Annotated in this window: 16 protein-coding genes; 7 read left to right on the forward strand and 9 right to left on the reverse strand. The window is 33.6% G+C overall.

The features are described from left to right. Window positions 1–37 precede the first annotated feature (37 nt). The 4 genes from G7034_RS11440 (at window position 38) to G7034_RS11455 (ending at window position 6333) form a co-directional block, all read left to right on the forward strand. Window positions 38–421, forward strand: coding sequence for a hypothetical protein (locus G7034_RS11440; RefSeq protein WP_166401091.1), 384 nt, complete (start codon window positions 38–40; stop codon window positions 419–421). 287 nt (window positions 422–708) lie between these two features. After that, window positions 709–3021, forward strand: a complete 2313-nt coding sequence (locus G7034_RS11445; protein WP_166401092.1) for a TonB-dependent receptor domain-containing protein — start codon at window positions 709–711, stop codon at window positions 3019–3021. 492 nt (window positions 3022–3513) lie between these two features. Continuing rightward, window positions 3514–5310 carry a translational GTPase TypA gene (gene typA / locus G7034_RS11450; protein WP_166401093.1) on the forward strand — a complete coding sequence of 599 codons (1797 nt, stop codon included), beginning with the start codon at window positions 3514–3516 and terminating at the stop codon, window positions 5308–5310. Between the two features lie 165 nt (window positions 5311–5475). Then, window positions 5476–6333, forward strand: coding sequence for a hypothetical protein (locus G7034_RS11455; RefSeq protein WP_223177627.1), 858 nt, complete (start codon window positions 5476–5478; stop codon window positions 6331–6333). On the opposite strand, the gene G7034_RS11460 is transcribed toward G7034_RS11455, so the two are convergent. Together G7034_RS11460 and lpxK are read right to left on the reverse strand one after the other, a co-directional pair. Continuing rightward, window positions 6319–6690, reverse strand: coding sequence for an MmcQ/YjbR family DNA-binding protein (locus tag G7034_RS11460; RefSeq protein ID WP_166401095.1), 372 nt, complete (start codon window positions 6688–6690; stop codon window positions 6319–6321). The two genes, G7034_RS11455 and G7034_RS11460, sit on opposite strands and share 15 nt — an antisense overlap. Further along, complete coding sequence (lpxK, locus tag G7034_RS11465; RefSeq protein WP_166401096.1) at window positions 6680–7693, reverse strand: tetraacyldisaccharide 4'-kinase; 1014 nt, start codon at window positions 7691–7693, stop codon at window positions 6680–6682. The genes G7034_RS11460 and lpxK overlap by 11 nt, the downstream gene beginning before the upstream one ends. 127 nt (window positions 7694–7820) lie before the next feature. Between lpxK and G7034_RS11470 the strand changes: the two genes are divergently transcribed. Beyond that, complete coding sequence (locus G7034_RS11470; protein ID WP_166401097.1) at window positions 7821–8702, forward strand: sterol desaturase family protein; 882 nt, start codon at window positions 7821–7823, stop codon at window positions 8700–8702. A gap of 195 nt (window positions 8703–8897) precedes the next feature. Continuing rightward, window positions 8898–10079 (forward strand): hypothetical protein, encoded by a 1182-nt coding sequence (locus G7034_RS11475; protein WP_166401098.1) that lies wholly within the window; start codon window positions 8898–8900, stop codon window positions 10077–10079. A 133-nt stretch (window positions 10080–10212) separates the two neighbouring features. Here the strand turns inward: G7034_RS11475 and G7034_RS11480 are convergent, their stop codons facing one another. The 4 genes from G7034_RS11480 to G7034_RS11495 form a co-directional block, all read right to left on the reverse strand. After that, the gene (locus G7034_RS11480) at window positions 10213–10362 is read right to left on the reverse strand and encodes a hypothetical protein (protein ID WP_166401099.1); all 150 of its coding nucleotides are present in this window, start codon (window positions 10360–10362) and stop codon (window positions 10213–10215) included. Window positions 10363–10564: 202 nt separating this feature from the next. Continuing rightward, window positions 10565–11203 carry a PAQR family membrane homeostasis protein TrhA gene (gene trhA / locus G7034_RS11485; RefSeq protein WP_166401100.1) on the reverse strand — a complete coding sequence of 213 codons (639 nt, stop codon included), beginning with the start codon at window positions 11201–11203 and terminating at the stop codon, window positions 10565–10567. Then, entirely contained in the window at window positions 11204–11536 is a 333-nt protein-coding gene (locus G7034_RS11490; protein ID WP_166401101.1) for a DUF6150 family protein, read from the reverse strand. It lies immediately after the preceding gene. Window positions 11537–11641: 105 nt separating this feature from the next. Further along, window positions 11642–13093, reverse strand: coding sequence for an L-serine ammonia-lyase (locus G7034_RS11495; RefSeq protein ID WP_246166841.1), 1452 nt, complete (start codon window positions 13091–13093; stop codon window positions 11642–11644). 366 nt (window positions 13094–13459) lie between these two features. Between G7034_RS11495 and dnaK the strand changes: the two genes are divergently transcribed. Then, window positions 13460–15370 (forward strand): molecular chaperone DnaK, encoded by a 1911-nt coding sequence (dnaK, locus tag G7034_RS11500; protein ID WP_166401102.1) that lies wholly within the window; start codon window positions 13460–13462, stop codon window positions 15368–15370. Window positions 15371–15606: 236 nt separating this feature from the next. Here the strand turns inward: dnaK and G7034_RS11505 are convergent, their stop codons facing one another. Genes G7034_RS11505 through G7034_RS11515 form a run of 3 tightly spaced genes read right to left on the reverse strand, consistent with a single transcriptional unit; the run spans window position 15607 to window position 17730 of the window. Then, a complete protein-coding gene (locus G7034_RS11505; RefSeq protein WP_166401103.1) occupies window positions 15607–16329 on the reverse strand; it encodes a pseudouridine synthase in 723 nt (240 codons plus the stop codon). A gap of 4 nt (window positions 16330–16333) precedes the next feature. Beyond that, on the reverse strand, window positions 16334–17170 hold the full coding sequence (locus tag G7034_RS11510) for an alpha/beta fold hydrolase (RefSeq protein WP_166401104.1): 837 nt from the start codon (window positions 17168–17170) through the stop codon (window positions 16334–16336). Window positions 17171–17184: 14 nt separating this feature from the next. Then, entirely contained in the window at window positions 17185–17730 is a 546-nt protein-coding gene (locus tag G7034_RS11515; RefSeq protein WP_166401105.1) for a hypothetical protein, read from the reverse strand. Window positions 17731–17954: the final 224 nt, after the last annotated feature.

The raw sequence follows: 17954 nt of genomic DNA on the forward strand, positions 1-17954 counted from the left end.
CACCAACTAATATAAGTCTTCTATTTATATTTGCCAGGTGAAATCATTCAAACCTCAAATAGCCCTTGTATTGTGTCTTACAATTCTACTATTCACTGTTAAGTCGGTGTTTTGGTTATCGTATTATATTGTTTTCACAGATAACTTTATTGAAAACTACTGCGAAAATACAGACCAGCCTCAGCTAGAATGTGATGGAAAATGCTTTCTTAGTGAAATGCTAGATAAAAAAGACACAAACACTCCTAAAAACACCGCTGTCTTTTTAGAAACAGAACTTGTTTTTACAACAAACTTTCCTGAAACGATGCCTGCTTTAGGAAATAGTATCACAAAAAAGCAAACTTCATTTTTTTATGCTACACACTATAATTTTCAATATATAGGAAGTAGTTTTAAACCTCCTGCATCTGTTGTTTAACTCTCTTTTTTTTAAATAATAAAGTCCGATTAAAAACCTGAAACCTTTCAATTACTCTATTGTATAGGAACCTAACAAGGTTAATTTTTAGAAGGTTTTTATTTGTTAGATGATTTGTCTTGCAGCCAAATTTTACTAAATAAGCACACAAAAAAAATCTCTTATGTGTAAGTGAAATAAAAGCTTTAGTTCAACAAGTAAATTGTAAATAGATTAATTGAAGCAAGCGTTTATTTTTATTATCGGACAAAACAGCATACAATTAGTTAAACAACAAATTATTAGATATGAAATTTATAATAAACGCCATTTTTATTATGGCTAGTTCTTTTATGCTTAATGCACAAATCAAAACTTACCAAGTTGTCAACCAGCAAAACCAAGAACCTATTCAGCAAGCCTTTATTCATTTTTTAGCAAATGATAAATATCAAACAGCAAATGCAAAAGGTGAGTTTAATGTTGATTTTGCAAATCAAAAAACATTTTTGGTAAAGATTACATCATTAGGATTTACCACAAAAACACTTAGGCTTAATCAGTCAGATCAATCGGGGCAAATCTTCTTAAATGAAGCTGTAGAAGAATTACCAGAAGTATTGATTTCTGGAAATTTATTTAAAGACCCAGTCATGCATCTTACTACACCAGATTTAACAAAAAAAGTTACTCAACCCAAAAATGTAGCTGATTTATTTAGAGACATCAACGGATTTGCTCTAATAAAACGTGGAAATTACGCCATCGATCCCTCATTTAGAGCAACTCAGTACGAACAACTAAATATTCAATACGACAACGGAACAAAAGTCATGCACGCGTGTCCCAATCGCATGGATCCAATCACAACGCATGTCATTCCAGAAGACATAGCTAAAGTTGAAGTAATTAGAGGTCCATATTCAATGCGCTATGGAGCTACTTTTGGAGGAATTATAAACCTGGTTTCAAAACGTCCTGAAATGAGTAATTATGGGTTCTCTGGAAACCTTTCTTCGGGTTATGAAACCAATGGCGGTAATTTAGTGAATATGCTTCGTTTACAATATGCACAAGAAAAATTTGATCTGGTAGGTATGTATGCTTACCGCGATTTTGGAAATTACGAAGATGGCAGTGGAAGAACAATACCTTCTTCGTTTAGAAGTATAGATTATAGTTTGCGGATAGGGTATAATTTCAGCATGAATGAACGCTTACAGCTACATTGGAGACAATCCTTTGGAAGAGATGTTCTTCATGCTAGTCTGCCTATGGATTCAGATTTTGACGATTCCTCTATGCTTTCCTTAGATTATTCTAAGAAACGAATGAAAGGAAGCCTAAAAAGCATTCAAGCTAAAGCTTATTTTTCTTATGTAGATCATCTTATGAGCAATCAACGTAGGAGTAATTTTCAAGCTGCAGAAGCTTTTTCTCCAGTAGAAGCCATAACTGCTGGTGGAAGATTAGAACTTACCTGGAGGCTTACAGATTATTGGCAATTATACACAGGAACAGACGCTCTACTTATTCGTAGAGATGGAGTGAGAAACAGACTTGTAAAAACAACGATGGCTGGAGCACCGCTTGATCCTCCCTTAGCATTTACCGATAAAATTTGGCAAGATGCTTATGTAGATACCTACGGCTTATTTGCAGAAACGCGATACCAGTTCAATGAGACTACTAGCCTAAATGCAGGCTTAAGGTACGATTTAGTAAGTGCAGAAACTCAGGACCCGGAAGAAGATTTTCAAGCTTATTACCCAAATTTAGACCAGCGTCTTGAACATAATTTAAGTACAACCATATCCTTACAAAAAATCATTCACCCTAATCATCAGCTTGAATTTGCCTTTGGTCGAGGTGTACGCTCAGCTAATATGGCCGAACGATTTATCAACCATTTTCAGGTTGGTCAGGATAATTTTGAATACATCGGTAACCCTAATTTAAAGGCAGAAATTAATAACCAATTTGAAATTGCTTATTCAGGCAAAAAAAAATACCAAACAAGTATCAATCAATTAAATTGGGGAGCTTCAGTATATTATTCGTACTTTCAAAACTACATTGTAGCTTTAATAGATGAAACCAAAACCCGAAAATTTATGCCCAATCAAGAGCCTTTAAATCCTAAAGTTTTTCAAAATTTAGACAAGGCATACAAAACTGGATTTGAAGCAAATTTAGCTATTCAATTTTTTACCAACTTTACATTTTCAACCCAAATAGCTTATGTTTATACTAAAAATCAAGATTTAAATGAAGCACTTCCGTTAACCCCTCCGCTTCGTTCTAATTTTTCATTGCGTTACAACCACCATAAGTTTTGGGCAGCAATAGATTATAGATTAGTGAGCAGCCAGTCAGATTTAGCTACTTCATTTGGCGAAAATCAAACTACACCTGCTTACCAATTGCTCGACCTTCGTTTAGGTTACGAGATTCTACCCCAATTAAATTTAGGGGCAGCCGTATTAAATCTTTTTGATACTTTTTATTTTGATCATTTAAATTTTGCCTTTCGCAACCAGGCCAACACTGGCTTAAGTGGAATGGAACGATTAACAGATCCAGGTAGGAATTTTACATTTTTTGTAAATTACAATTTCTAGAAAAAATAGTTGAGCGTATAACGGGCTGTCCGCTTTTAGTCCGCAACCCCATGGCTTGATTTTCTAAAACCTAGAAGGAGCTTCTTTGGTCGCTCTGCTAAGTTAAGAAAATCAGGCCATGGTTTTTTACGGGCTAACCGCTACCATCCCTAACGCAATCAGTAGTCAAAATAAAGATTTGATTACACCTCATATATAACTAACCTGAGCTTAATTATAATCACCAATTAAAAATCAATACTCTATAATATATTAAGGCAGCTTTTAGACCTACTTAAATTTCAGAAATATGCTATTTTAAATATTTCTTAATACCTTCATCAATTGAAGCTTAACTAGACTTTTGTGAAATTATAGCTTAATACATTTGGGTAATCTCAACCAATTCTACTTCGGTTAAAATTAGAATATAGGCTAAATAGGAAAAAAAAAGTAAAAAAGTGATTTATCAGTTAAAATTGATTTACTTTTGCGCCCTTAAAATACTCTTGAATGGATATTAGAAATATTGCTATTATTGCTCACGTTGACCATGGTAAAACTACCTTGGTTGATAAGATTATGCACCATTGTCAATTGTTTAGAGACAATGAATCTACGGGTGAGCTTATTTTAGATAACAATGATTTAGAGCGCGAGCGCGGGATTACTATTGTTTCTAAGAACGTTTCTGTAAATTACAAAGGAACAAAGATTAATATTATAGACACCCCTGGTCACGCCGATTTTGGTGGAGAGGTAGAGCGTGTACTTAATATGGCCGATGGCGTTTTACTTTTAGTAGATGCTTTTGAAGGACCAATGCCACAAACTCGTTTTGTGTTGCAAAAAGCTATTGATTTAGGATTAAAGCCCTGTGTGGTAATTAATAAAGTAGATAAACCTAATTGTACTCCAGATGAGGTGCATGAAAAGGTTTTTGATTTAATGTTTGAATTGGGCGCAGAAGAGTGGCAAATGGATTTTCCAGCGGTTTATGGTTCGGCCTTAAATAACTGGATGAGCGATAGCCCTGACGACCAAACCGAAAACATTGAGCCGTTATTAGATATGGTTATTGAACATATTCCTGAGCCTAAAGTAGCTGAAGGAAATACGCAAATGCTAATCACTTCTTTAGACTTCTCTTCTTATACTGGAAGAATTGCTATTGGGCGTTTGCACAGAGGTCTTTTGAAAGAAGGAATGCGCGTTTCTTTAGTAAAACGTGAGGGTACGGTTTCTAAAACTAAAATTAAAGAATTATATGTTTTTGAAGGTTTAGGCAAACGAAAAGTTGAAGAAATTCAGCCGGGAGATATTTGTGCTATTGTTGGTTTAGAAGGTTTTGAAATTGGAGATACTGTAGCCGATATAGAAACTCCTGAAGCTTTAAAAAGTATTGCCATTGACGAGCCTACAATGAGTATGTTATTTACCATTAACGACTCCCCATTTTTTGGAAAAGAAGGGAAGTTTGTGACTTCAAGACACGTCAAAGAAAGATTAACTAAGGAGCTAGAAAAAAACTTAGCACTACGGGTACATGAAACTGAATCTGCCGATAAATTTGAAGTTTTTGGACGTGGTGTAATGCACCTTTCCGTTTTAATTGAAACCATGCGAAGAGAAGGTTACGAGCTTCAAATAGGTCAGCCGCAAGTAATTATTAAAGAAATTGATGGAGTAAAATGTGAGCCTGTTGAAGAATTAACTATCGATTTACCTGAAAATCTTTCAGGTAAAGCTGTTGAAATGGTTACCATGAGAAAAGGTGAAATGCTAACTATGGAAACTAGAGGAGAACGTATGATTATTGAATTCATGATTCCATCTCGTGGAATTATTGGTTTGAGAAATCAGCTTTTAACCGCAACTGCTGGTGAAGCTATTATGGCCCACCGATTTAAAGAATTCCAGCCACTTAAAGGAGATATTCCACAACGAAGTAATGGCTCTTTGGTTTCTATGGAAAACGGTAAAGCAATTCCTTATTCTATTGATAAACTCCAAGACCGAGGTAAGTTTTTTGTTAATCCAGGCGAAGAAATTTACGAAGGACAAGTAATTGGAGAAAATTCACGTCAAGACGACTTGGTGGTCAATGTTACTAAAACAAAAAAACTTTCTAACGTTCGTTCTTCAGGAGCAGACGATAAAGCTAAAATTGTTCCAGCTAAAAAGTTTAGTTTAGAAGAAGCTTTAGAATACATTCAAAAAGATGAATACGTTGAGGTTACACCAAATAGTCTTAGAATTAGAAAGATTTATCTAAAAGAAACCGATAGAAAACGTTTTAAGATTGTTTAGTTTAGAGTAGATGACAAAAAAAATAGGATTTCAAAAAAACCAAAGCAGTAAACAGCTCTTTGGTTTTTTTGATTATAATTAGTTGTTGGTATTTTAATCTTAATTGTTAAAGCACTACACTTTTTTTTCTTACTTTTGACCCACTGAAATTATTGAATGTTTTTTTTGCTAAGAAAATTTGTTAATCTAGATCAAGAAACTAAAAGAAAGCCAAAACCTAACCGAATAATTAAGTGGGGTTTTTTTACGCTTTCTTTTGTAGCATTGACAATAATCACACAAATTGGTGGTCTAGTTATGTTATTGGCTTACTTGAGCTACAAATTTTTTTTTAGCACCTATAAACGCTGGACTTTCCCTTTGATTTTTTGTGTTTATTATACCATTGCCTCAATTTTTATAGTACCAAAACTTGCTTCAGCTTTTGGAAGAGAGCAGATAAAAGATAATGAAGCTGTGCAAGCTCATTCTTTCTTTTATCGCATAGCTAATAGAAATTATGTTAATTCCGATTTTCATCAAACTATTCAATCTATTGCAAAAGATTTTCAAAAGCAGTACCCAGGAATAAAAATGGTTTACACCGATGCTAATTTCCCTTTTATAGATGGTTTTCCGTTACTTCCACACCGTTATCACTTAGACGGAAAGAAAATTGATTTTGACTTTGTTTATCAAGAGGGTGCTCAACTTTCAAATTTAAAACCAACCTTTAGTGGTTATGGTTTTTTTGAAGCCCCTTTAGATGGGGAGAGAAATCAGATTAATTTCTGCTTAGAAACAGGTTATTTACAATACGAATTTACTAAGCACGTAACGCTTGGGATAGTTAATCCAGATTTAACTTTTGCACAACAAGCTAACAAATACTTGATTGAATTAATGGCAAGTAATAAAGCTGTTGAAACTATTTTTGTTGAACCTCACTTGCAAGAACGACTAGAAATTGAATCGGATAAAATTATTTATCACGGTTGTGGTACAGTTAGACATGATGACCATATTCACCTAGAGTCTCTTTAATTCTTCTCTTACTTTTTTAGCTAATTGGCTAACTACCAGTTCATAACTATGATTAATCAAATGTTGAATATATTTTTCACTTAGTTGTGTAAACTGAATATGAACCGTATTCCAATGTTTTTTATTCATGTGGTAACCAGGAAGAACATCGTCAGGATATTTTTCTCTTAACTCAACAGCTAAATCTGGATTGCATTTTAAGTTGACAGAATAGTCGCCCTTTTCCCATTTTTGTAATGATGTTAATGCAAAGATTTTATTTTTTACTTTAAATACTAGGGTGTCTTCATTAAATGGAAACTCTTCAGTAACTCCATTTTTAGAAAGACAAAACTCTCTAAACTCCTCAATGTTCATAATGTCTTTGAATTGAATTTAAAATGAGGTTTTCAAATTTATCTTCATGCTTCAGTAATTTCATTTCTATAGGTAAATAGAATAATTGGTCTTCTGAAAGAAAGTCTTTGAGCCTTACATAGTCTTTTTCAGTAGTTAAAATCAACTTTTCTTTTTTTAGTTTTTCAATTTCATTAGTGTTAAAATGATGATGGTCTGGAAATTTTAAATGTTGATAAGTTTTTGCTGAAGCATCTAAATATTCAGTTAAGGGCTTGGGATTGGCAATTCCTGTAACAAGCGTAAAACGATTGAATGCTGAAAAATCCAGCTTTTGAGAACCTGAAACTACATTTTCTGAATAATCAATTCCTGCAAAAAATAACTTTTGATACTTTTTTAATTGAAGCTGTTTCTTTATTTGGCGTTGTTTTTCAATAGATAAATTGAGCGGACACTTAGTAACAAGAATCACATCAGCACGATGAGCGCCCCAACTAGGCTCTCTTAAGTTTCCTGCAGGAAGCACAAAGTCGTTTGCGTAGAGATTGTTGTAAACCGTAAGTAATATGGAGAAATGCGGTTGTACCCTTCGGTGTTGAAAGGCATCATCCAATAAAATACATTTCAAATCGTGTTGTTGTGTCAACTGCTTAATTCCGTGAGCTCTGTTTTCATCAACGGCTACTTTTATTTCTGGGAATTTTCTTTTGAATTGGAAAGGTTCATCACCTACCTCTTCTACATTTGAATTCAACAAAACTTCCTTATAACCTTTAGATTTTCTTTTGTAACCTCGGCTTAAACTTGCTATTTTATAGTTTTTGTGAAGTTTTTTTATAAGGTATTCAATGGCGGGGCTCTTTCCAGTGCCACCCATACTTAGATTGCCTACACACAAAGTGTAAACTTCAGATTGGTAAGACTTCTTCCAACCCCAATCATATAATTTGTTTCTCAAAGTTAAAATACAAGCATACAACCAACTAAAAGGAAGTAATACTAATCTAATTTGTTTAAGCATAAATGCGAAATTACAACTTTTGTTTTTTAGTAGCTTCATCTTGGCAGTTAGATTGTTTTAAATAATAAATCAAAGAGTAACATAAGTTACCAAGATTTTTGTGTTCAATGTTTACTTTTGCAAGGCTATGGAAAAATACCTTGATATTTTTATCAACTCCTTTACCGGATATTTTAATTATTTGGTTGCTGAAATTGCTCAGCCTTCATGGAATAACTATTTTTATTGGTTAATCGGTATTTCTATTTTTGTCTGGGCTTTAGAAATATTCATCCCTTGGCGAAAATCGCAAAAACTAATTCGTAAGGGCTTATGGATGGACACCTTTTATCTGTTTTTTAATTTCTTTATTTTTTCATTAGTAGGCTACAATGCCATTTCAAATGTAGCAGTAGAGTTGTTTAATGATTTCTTAGCGGTATTTGGAATCACTAATTTGGCAGCCATTGAAGTACAAGATTTACCTACATGGACTCAATTACTTATTATGTTTGTTATAGCCGATTTTATTCAATGGTTAGTTCATGTGGCTTTACATAAAACACCCTGGTTATGGGAGTTTCATAAAGTGCATCATTCTGTTAAAGAAATGGGCTATGCGGCTCATTTTAGATTTCATTTTATGGAGACGGTTTTTTATAAAACCGCCCAGTATATTCCTCTAGCTATGATTGGATTTGGTATTCAGGAATTTATACTAGTTCATCTTTTCAGTTTGTTTATTGGGCATTTAAATCATGCTAATTTAGGTTGGGGTTACGGAGTCTTTGGTTACATTTTTAACAGTCCTAAAATGCACATTTGGCATCACGCCAAAGCATTACCAAGTCATAAACCTTACGGGGTGAACTTTGGAATTAGCCTTAGTATATGGGACTATGTTTTCAATACGGCTTATATACCTGCTGAAGGAAAGAATATTGAATTAGGCTTTGACCACGATGAAGAATATCCACAAGACTTTTTTGGCCAACTGAAAGCCCCTTTTAAAAGGAAAAATCAAGCCTAGAAATTAAAGACTCTTCTGGTTGAAAAGTAATTATTTACTTCACACCAATTATTTTTAAATCAAAAATATATTTTTGGTTGAATGTTTATTACTTTTGATGATTAGTTAAAATAGGTATGAGTAGGTAGAACTTTTTACATTTAAGTAGAAAACCTGGAGTAGCATTTTACTAGATAAATCAAATACAATAAACAAATGAAGAAAATATTACTTTTAATTGGAATTATCTTACTGGCTTCCTGCAATTCTGCCAAACGCGCACAACGTGAACTTTCTACGGGCAATTATGTGAAATCAATTACTATTGCCGTAAGTCAATTACAGCGGAATAAAACCAATAGGAGAGCACAACAACAAATGCTGATTTTAGAGGAAGGTTTTCAAAAATTAAAACAACGCGATAAAAAACGCATCAAATTTCTTCAACGAGAAAACGTGGCTAGCAATTCTGTTGAAATACATGATTTATATGTACGATTAAATGAAATTCAAAACCAAATACGTCCTCTTTTACCATTGCAAAACGAATCTCAGTCTAGGCAAATGCAGTTTGAATTTTTAGACTTAGATCAAAAAATAATTGAAGCACGAGATCAAATGCTAACTTATTTATATGATGAAGCTAATTTACTGCTTAATTCAGGAGATAAATTTAGTGCTAGAGAAGCTTTTGAAGATCTTCAGCGCATTGAGCAGCTGCGCCCTAACTTTAAGGATACTCGACAAATGCTTAACGAGGCTAAACTTATGGGGACCGACTTTGTATTAGCTACCTTAATTAATACAACAGATTTTGTGATTCCAAACCGAGTGCAAAATATGTTACTCGACTTTAACACCTATGGTTTAGCAGATCAATGGACCGATTATCACACAGAAAGACAACAAAATTTGGATTACGATTACGGCATTAGAATTCAATTTACAGATTTTGTTTTTTCGCCAGATAGATTACGTGAGCGTGAAATTAATTTAGAAGAAGAAGTTGTTGATGGCTGGGAATACAAAAAAGATTCTAGAGGCGCTTATGTGCGTGATGAAGATGGAAATCGAATAAAAGTAAATAATTATGTTACGGTAAGCGGTTTGTTACTGGAAAGTTTACAACAGAAATCGGTTGCAGTTCAAGCGCAAGTTATTTATAGAGATATTAAGGCTGGGCAAAATATAAATAGTTTTCCACTAGCAACAGAATTTATATTTGAAAACCTTTCCGCTGTTTTTCAAGGAGATGCTAGAGTTTTGAGTGATGAAGATAAAGAGATTTTGAATAATCGCCCCGTGGCTTTTCCTTCTAATGAGCAGATGTTAATTGATGCCGGCGAAGATATAAAACAAAAGTTGAAGCAAATTTTGGTAAGAAATAAATTTAGCTAAAACAAGCTTTGTTTGACCTCTATATTTAGTAAGTGTTTTTGAAGATGAAATTCATTAGCTCGAAAAAACAAAATAAAAACCCTCACTCGTAAAGTTGTAAAAACTTGTATAAAGTGAGGGTAAAATAAAAAAACTAATTGCTATGGTCTTGTTTTTTTTCTTTTTTGCTGTTGGCCATGGCATAAACCGCACCAATTAAGCCTACAATTACTAATCCAAAAACTACTGTCATAATGATGGCACCATTAGTCCAGTTAACAAGTAAGCTATTTATAAACAACATAATCAGTTTTATTTAGGTTGATAAAGCAAAATTAGCTGAGGTAGTTCTTTTAAAAAATGACGATAGTCATAAATCTAATAACCAATGATAAATGGTATTAGTTAGACAATTATCATTCAGTTAGAACTGATGAGCAAATTTTAAAGGTTTTACCATCTGAAACATAAAAGAAGCTAAATTTATTAGTTGTTGACGACAAAATTTAAATTAAGCTATCAACTAGAAGAAAGTGAAAAAAGGCAGCTATAAGCACAAAAAAATGCCAGATTACATGATTGAATTTTAGTTTGTGCCAGACGTAAAAAACAATGCCAAAAGTATAGAAAAAACCACCTAAGCCTAAAAATATAAGCTGAACATTAGTTAGTTGTTCTATTAAATTTTGAAAATCAAAAACAATAAGCCACCCCATAATTAGGTAAAGAATTAATGAAATCTTCTCAAATTTTCCAGTAAAGAAGAGTTTTAGCAGAGTGCCTAGTAAGGCAATGCCCCAAACACTCCAAAAAATTAACATCCCATTGCTGTTTAATAACTTGAATACAACTACAGGACTATAAGTACCAGCAATGAGCAAGTAGATACTAATGTGGTCAAAAATTCGAAAAAGTTTTTTTGTTTTCGGGTCTTTTTCCCAGTGGTAAATGGTAGATGCAGCAAATAAAATCACTAAACTAAGGCAGTAAACCCCAATACTAATTACTTCAAAAAGCGATTGGTTTTCTAGTTTAAACATCAAAATCAAGGTACCTACTAGGGCTAAAATGGCACCTACAGCATGACTTAAAGTATTGTAAACCTCTTCTTTTGGACTTTGTAAACTATATTCTTGTTGTTTCATTTAATAGAGCAAATGTTTTTTCTCTTTATTTTTCCAACCAGCACGCGACTGATATTCTACAAAGTAAACTTTTAAATCTGCTCTAGACTCATAATCAACAAAAAATATTTTTTTATCAGCTCTAGATTCGTAATCTACAAAAAACCACCTTCCTTCGTTACCGGTAGCTCTGCTTTCATAATCTTCTTTATACACTAATAAATCGGCCCTAGATTCGTAATCGACAACAAACACCTTAACATCAGCTCTGGATTCGTAATCAACACTAAAAATTTTCTGGCTAAATACAGTTGAAGAAAACAACAATAACGATATGATTAATGCTCTGTTCATAATTTTAATTATGTAAATTTATTCATACAAATAAATCAATTGTTGTGCCAATTTTTTAAATTCTTTACCTCTCTGACTGCATTGTTCAGGCGGGTGCGTTATTCGTTAACAATCACTCATGTTTACTTGAACAGCTAAACCACCTTCAGAAGTTTCTTTATAACGAGAGCTCATGTCTTGAGCAGTTTCCCACATGGTTTTAATTACTTTGTCTAAGGGAACTTTAGCTTGACTTGCATCACTTTCAATAGCAATTTCTGCGGCATTAATTGCTTTTATTGCACCCATGGCATTTCTTTCAATACAAGGAATTTGAACTAAACCAGCAATCGGATCGCAGGTTAATCCTAAGTGATGTTCCATAGCAATTTCACTGGCCATTAAAACTTGTTCAGGTGTGCCCCCCATTAATTCGCATAAAGCCCCTGAAGCCATTGCTGAAGAAACGCCTATTTCAGCTTGACAACCACCCATGGCCGCTGAAATGGTGGCTCCCTTTTTAAATAGAGAACCAATTTCGCCAGCTACTAACATAAATTGAATTAAATCTTTAGTGGTGGCTTGGTGGTTTTCAATAGTCATATAATACATCATCACTGCTGGTAGTGTTCCAGAGCTTCCGTTGGTAGGAGAAGTTACTACACGACCTAAGGCGGCATTTGTTTCGTTTACGGCAATAGCAAAACAGCTAACCCACTGTAATATTTGTCTAAATTTAACTTCCGTAGTTCGGATGGTAGCCAACCACTCTTCTGGGGTAGTGTAGGTTTCAAATTGATCGGCTAATAATTTTTTGTTGCTTGAAGCAGCTCTTCGTTTCACATTTAAACCACCTGGAAGTATTCCTTCGGTATGACAGGCTTCGTACATAGATTCAAGCATAACTTTCCAAATTGCTTCCAATCCACTTTCAATAGTTTCTAGATTTCTCAATGATTTTTCGTTTTCTAAAACCAATTCAGAAATACTCATATTTTGTTCTTTGCAGTGCTTAAGCAGCTCAACCCCAGACTGTATGGGGTAAGGAAAGGATTTTAATTCTTTCAAATTTTGTTTTGCGTTTTCACGCTCCTCTTTAACTACAAAGCCACCCCCAATTGAATAAAAATAAGATTCAATTTTTTTCCCATTTTTAAGTGTGGCGGTATATTTCATTCCATTAGGATGGAAGTCTAAAAAGTCTTTATGAAAAACGATATCGTTTTCGTAATCAAAATCAATATAAGTTTCCTTGTTCAAATGAAGCTGAGAAGTAGCTTTGATATAGTCAATCTCATCATTGATGATGGCTGTGTCCATAGTTACAGGATCATGACCACATAAACCTAAAACGGAAGCAATATCGGTAGCGTGACCAATACCTGTTAAGGATAGAGAACCGTATAAATGAATTTGTATTGACTTGATTGCTTGAATTAGCTGGTCTTCTTCAAGTTCTTCAATCCATCGTTGCGAAGCTCGCCAAGGCCCTAGCGTGTGAGAACTAGAAGGGCCAACGCCAATTTTAAGCATATCAAAAACACTTATGCATTCAATTTTCTTTTCCGTAATACTCATAGTTAATTCAATGTTTTAGTAAATCTATTTATCTGGCAGTAAACATCTAATTCAACCAGATTAAACAATTGCAAATATTACAGAAAAAAACGATGTTACAAATTAAAAATCGATAAAAAAATGGAGCTATAATTATTTATTTGAAAACTAAAAATTCGTCCAACTTCAAAAAATGTTTAGCGAAGATTTTAGTAGAAGGCTTCAAAACTTTAATGACTTTAATTCATGAGTACATGCTTAGCTTAAGGCTTTTGTTGAAGCATTTTAAAAACAAACTGACATCCTGTCATTACCAAATGAATGGCATAATGATTGACAATTAGTAAGTGAATTTGAATAGAAATATAACTTAAGAAAATAAAAATTATGAGTAAGATTATAGGAATTGACTTAGGGACAACCAACTCATGTGTTTCTGTAATGGAAGGTAATGAGCCAACCGTAATCCCTAATTCAGAAGGAAAAAGAACAACTCCATCAGTAATTGCATTTGTTGAAGGAGGAGAAATTAAAGTGGGTGATCCAGCGAAGCGTCAAGCGGTTACAAACCCAGAAAAAACGGTTGCTTCTATCAAGCGTTTTATGGGAAATAAATATTCTGAATCTTCAAGAGAAATTGATCGTTCAGCTTATAAAATTGAAAAAGGTGATAATGATACGGCAAGAGTAAAAATTGACGATCGTTTATATACACCACAAGAACTTTCTGCTATGATTCTTCAAAAGATGAAGAAAACTGCTGAAGATTATTTAGGCCAAGATGTTTCTGAAGCGGTAATTACTGTACCTGCTTACTTTAATGATTCTCAACGTCAAGCTACTAAAGAAGCGGGCGAAATTGCAGGTTTAAAAGTGAGACGTATTATCAACGAACCTACAGCCGCATCGTTGGCTTACGGACTTGATAAAAAAGATAAAGATCAAAAAATTGTTGTCTTTGACTTTGGTGGAGGAACGCATGATGTATCTATTTTAGAATTAGGTGATGGCGTATTTGAAGTACTAGCTACCGATGGTGATACTCATTTAGGAGGTGACGATGTAGATGAAACAATCATTGATTGGTTAGCTGAAGAGTTTATTAAAGATGAAGATATTGACTTAAGAAAAGATGCTATGGCGCTTCAACGTTTAAAAGAAGCCGCTGAAAAAGCTAAGATAGAATTGTCTTCTTCAAGCTCAACAGAAATTAACTTACCTTACGTTACCGCTACTTCTTCAGGACCAAAGCACTTGGTAAGATCGCTTTCAAGATCTAAATTTGAACAATTAATTGCCGATTTAGTGAGAAGAACTATCGTTCCTTGTGAAAAAGCCTTAAAAGCAGCTGATTTATCCAAGAGTGATATTGACGAAGTAATTTTAGTAGGTGGATCAACTAGAATTCCAGCTGTGCAAAAAGCAGTAGAGGATTTCTTCGGGAAGTCGCCTTCAAAAGGAGTTAACCCAGATGAAGTAGTAGCTATTGGTGCAGCAATTCAAGGAGGTGTCTTAACAGGTGATGTTAAAGATGTACTTTTATTAGATGTTACCCCACTTTCTTTAGGTATTGAAACTATGGGAGGAGTAATGACAAAGCTCATTGAGTCTAATACAACTATTCCAACTAAGAAATCGCAAGTTTTTTCTACGGCACAAGACAATCAGCCAAGTGTGGAAATCCACGTATTGCAAGGTGAGCGTTCTATGGCAACCGATAACAAAACAATTGGTCGTTTTCATTTAGATGGCATTCCACCAGCAAAAAGAGGAGTTCCTCAAATTGAAGTAACTTTTGATATTGATGCTAACGGAATTATTAAAGTTAGCGCTACAGATAAAGCTACTAATAAAACTCAGGATATTCGTATAGAAGCATCTTCTGGGCTGACTGAAGAGGAAATTGAAAAAATGAAAAATGAAGCTAAAGCGAATGCTGAAGCAGATAAAAAAGCCAAAGAAAAAGTAGATAAGCTAAACGAAGCTGATGCTATGATTTTCCAAACTGAAAGTCAGTTGAAAGAATTTGGAGACAAACTTACTGAGGATAAGAAAAAGCCTATTGAGGATGCGCTTGAAGAATTGAAAAAAGCTCATGCTACTGGCGAAGTTGAGCAAGTAACACCAGCTTTAGAAAAATTAAACGAAGAGTGGAAAAAAGTTTCTGAAGAAATGTATAAAGCACAAGCAGAAGCTCAACAGGGCGGAGCTGCTCAAGGACAAGCAGGCGCTGATCAAAACCAAAATGAAGGTGGAGGAGATGATGTAGAAGACGTTGACTTTGAAGAAGTGAAGTAAATTATAGATACGTGCAAGTTTTGCACAAAATTAATTATAGCTTAAAAAGTCGCTTCCAAGTTGGAAGCGACTTTTTGTTGTTTATCAGTATATTATCCCTAACTAAAAAAATTGAATATGAACATTTTTTAGATTTTAGCATTTCTTTTGCTTAATCCTTAGAAAATATTTATGTGAGTCCTTTTTTCTACCCTTAATAGACATAAGTGATTAGAGATAAAATAGAATTTATTCTTTTATTTTTCTGCTTCTTGTAATTCTTTCTTTAAAAAACTAACTTCTTCGGGACTCATTTCACGGTAGGTACCTTGAGGGAAATCTAATTTTAAGTGCATAATTCTAATGCGCGTTAGTCTTCTTACTTGGTAACCTAAAGCTTCGCACATTCTTCTAATCTGCCTGTTTAGACCTTGTGTAAGTACTATTTTAAATTCTGTTTCACTTATTTTATCTACCTTACTTTTTTTGGTAATTGTACCTAAAATAGGCACTCCATTTTTCATGCGTTCAATAAAATCTGAAGTAATAGGTTGGTTAACTTGAACTAAATATTCTTTTTCGTTTTTATTCTTGGCTCTTAAAATCTTATTCACAATTTCGCCGTCGTTGGTTAACATGATTAAACCTTCACTCATTTTGTCTAAACGGCCTACCGGAAAAACGCGTTTGTGGTAATTCACAAAATCAATAATATTATCTTTTTCTCTTTTTTGATCGGTGGTGCAAACTATTCCTCTTGGTTTGTTCAAAAGAAGATAGACAAATTCATTTTCTTTATCTTTTTCGCCAATTAACTGTCCGTCAACTTCAATAGAGTCGCTTGGTAAGACCTTAGTTCCTAATTCAGGATTTTTGCCATTAACTTTAATTCGTTTTTCTTCTAATAAAGCATCGGCTTTTCGTCTGGAGCAAAATCCAATTTGAGATAAGTATTTATTTATACGTACTGGTTTTTCCATCTAACTAAGTTAAAAAGTTTGCTATAGCTTCATTCACTTCATCTTTAGCCAATGAATGTCCTGCTCCTTCAGTAATTAAAAGCCTTGAATTGGCAAGTGCTTCATCAATCATTTTAGCTTCTTTCACCGGGACGACTTTATCGTATTTATCGTGAATTAATAAAACAGGAATGGAAATGGATTTTACAAAACTTTGTGAGGAAAATTCAGCAAATTTATAACCAAATTTATCTTTAAAATACATTTCTACATCATTCATCAAAGATCTTTTAAGACGCATAACCCGTTTTAAGTCGGCCATAATTTTACTCAATTCAGAAGGTGCCCCGAGGCTTACTATTTTCTTTACTTTAGAAGAGGTGTTTTTAAATTCATTAAAGAAAATGGTCATACCTCCCATACTATGCCCCACTAAGTAATCTGGTTGATAAAGCTTTATCATTTTCTTTAAGGTCTTGGCGTAAATGGGTACGTGCAGCACTTTTCCTGTTGAATTTCCTTGTGCAGGTGAATCAAAAGCTACAATATTATACTGGTTTTTAAAATGCTCTACAAACATTTTCCATCTTCCAGAATTGCTATCCCATCCATGAACAAGAAGTATAGTTGGCGCATTGTCTTTTTTCCAGTGATAAATTTGAATATCCACACTTCCAATTTTTAGGCTGTTGGCTTTCGCACGATTTAAAAATGCTTCGTGTTCAGGCCTAACTTTGCCTTTTCTTGGTGTACAAAAAATTCGATAGACTTTAATTACCGCTTTTTTTTTATTAATTCGGTAAATTGAATTAAGCTGAAGCCCAATGATTTTAGGGAGGTATTTATTGATTAATTTTTTCATAAGTCAGGCAAAGTTTATTGCTCAAAATTGACCCAAAACCCTTTAATTTTAGCATCAGATGGAATTTGTGTAGCTTTTATGTTTTTTTCCATATCAAATTGAAGTTCAGAAGGAAGTTCTGTTTTTTTTATGGTAACAAAGGCATCAATTTCTTCTATAGAAACAATGACTTCAGAAATAGTAGTTTGAATACTGCTAATGGTGTAGTTTTTTTCAATCGCTTCAAATAAAGAGTTAGCATTTAAGCCGTTTTTAGTTTTGTATTGATCATCAAATATTTTAATCGATTTTATCTTAGCGTCATCATCTCTTGTTGTAGGTTCGATTACCATTACCAATTCGCCTGCTTCATTAAAAACCTCTACATCGGCAGAAATATATTTTGAAGATGGGTCTGGATTTAAGCCTTCTAGTGTATAATTTTCAAATAAACTTTCCACTTCAGTAATTAATGTTTTATCGGTTAATACCCCAACTTTATTTTTATCAATTAAGAAAGCATTATCGGAAGAACAACTGGCGAATAAACTAAGTAAAATAAGAACTATTAACTGACGCATAAAAATATTTTTTGAACGCCAAAAATAAGAATTGTAAGCGAATATTAGCCTACATTTCTTATTAAACTTTAAGTAAACATGAATTAGCTGTGCTATTTTTAGTTGAAGTAGTTTAGAAAAAATAGGCTAAATTTTTCAAGCTTTTTAGTTAGGTTTTTTTCATAATTCTATTTTTACTTAAATTGACCTACTTTTTTATAAACTTTTTACTTAAGTGGTGTTTA

Source organism: Psychroflexus maritimus (assembly GCF_011089875.1).
GTDB lineage: Bacteria > Bacteroidota > Bacteroidia > Flavobacteriales > Flavobacteriaceae > Psychroflexus > Psychroflexus maritimus.

Coding starts and splice junctions, on each gene's coding strand:
- G7034_RS11495 (WP_246166841.1), bottom strand. CDS start 13,093: ATGAGTATTACGGAAAAGAAAATTGAATGCATAAGTGTTTTTGATATG.
- G7034_RS11490 (WP_166401101.1), bottom strand. CDS start 11,536: ATGAACAGAGCATTAATCATATCGTTATTGTTGTTTTCTTCAACTGTA.
- trhA (WP_166401100.1), bottom strand. CDS start 11,203: ATGAAACAACAAGAATATAGTTTACAAAGTCCAAAAGAAGAGGTTTAC.
- G7034_RS11510 (WP_166401104.1), bottom strand. CDS start 17,170: ATGAAAAAATTAATCAATAAATACCTCCCTAAAATCATTGGGCTTCAG.
- G7034_RS11475 (WP_166401098.1), top strand. CDS start 8,898: ATGAAGAAAATATTACTTTTAATTGGAATTATCTTACTGGCTTCCTGC.
- dnaK (WP_166401102.1), top strand. CDS start 13,460: ATGAGTAAGATTATAGGAATTGACTTAGGGACAACCAACTCATGTGTT.
- G7034_RS11515 (WP_166401105.1), bottom strand. CDS start 17,730: ATGCGTCAGTTAATAGTTCTTATTTTACTTAGTTTATTCGCCAGTTGT.
- G7034_RS11460 (WP_166401095.1), bottom strand. CDS start 6,690: ATGAACATTGAGGAGTTTAGAGAGTTTTGTCTTTCTAAAAATGGAGTT.
- typA (WP_166401093.1), top strand. CDS start 3,514: ATGGATATTAGAAATATTGCTATTATTGCTCACGTTGACCATGGTAAA.
- G7034_RS11505 (WP_166401103.1), bottom strand. CDS start 16,329: ATGGAAAAACCAGTACGTATAAATAAATACTTATCTCAAATTGGATTT.
- G7034_RS11470 (WP_166401097.1), top strand. CDS start 7,821: ATGGAAAAATACCTTGATATTTTTATCAACTCCTTTACCGGATATTTT.
- G7034_RS11480 (WP_166401099.1), bottom strand. CDS start 10,362: ATGTTGTTTATAAATAGCTTACTTGTTAACTGGACTAATGGTGCCATC.
- G7034_RS11445 (WP_166401092.1), top strand. CDS start 709: ATGAAATTTATAATAAACGCCATTTTTATTATGGCTAGTTCTTTTATG.
- lpxK (WP_166401096.1), bottom strand. CDS start 7,693: ATGCTTAAACAAATTAGATTAGTATTACTTCCTTTTAGTTGGTTGTAT.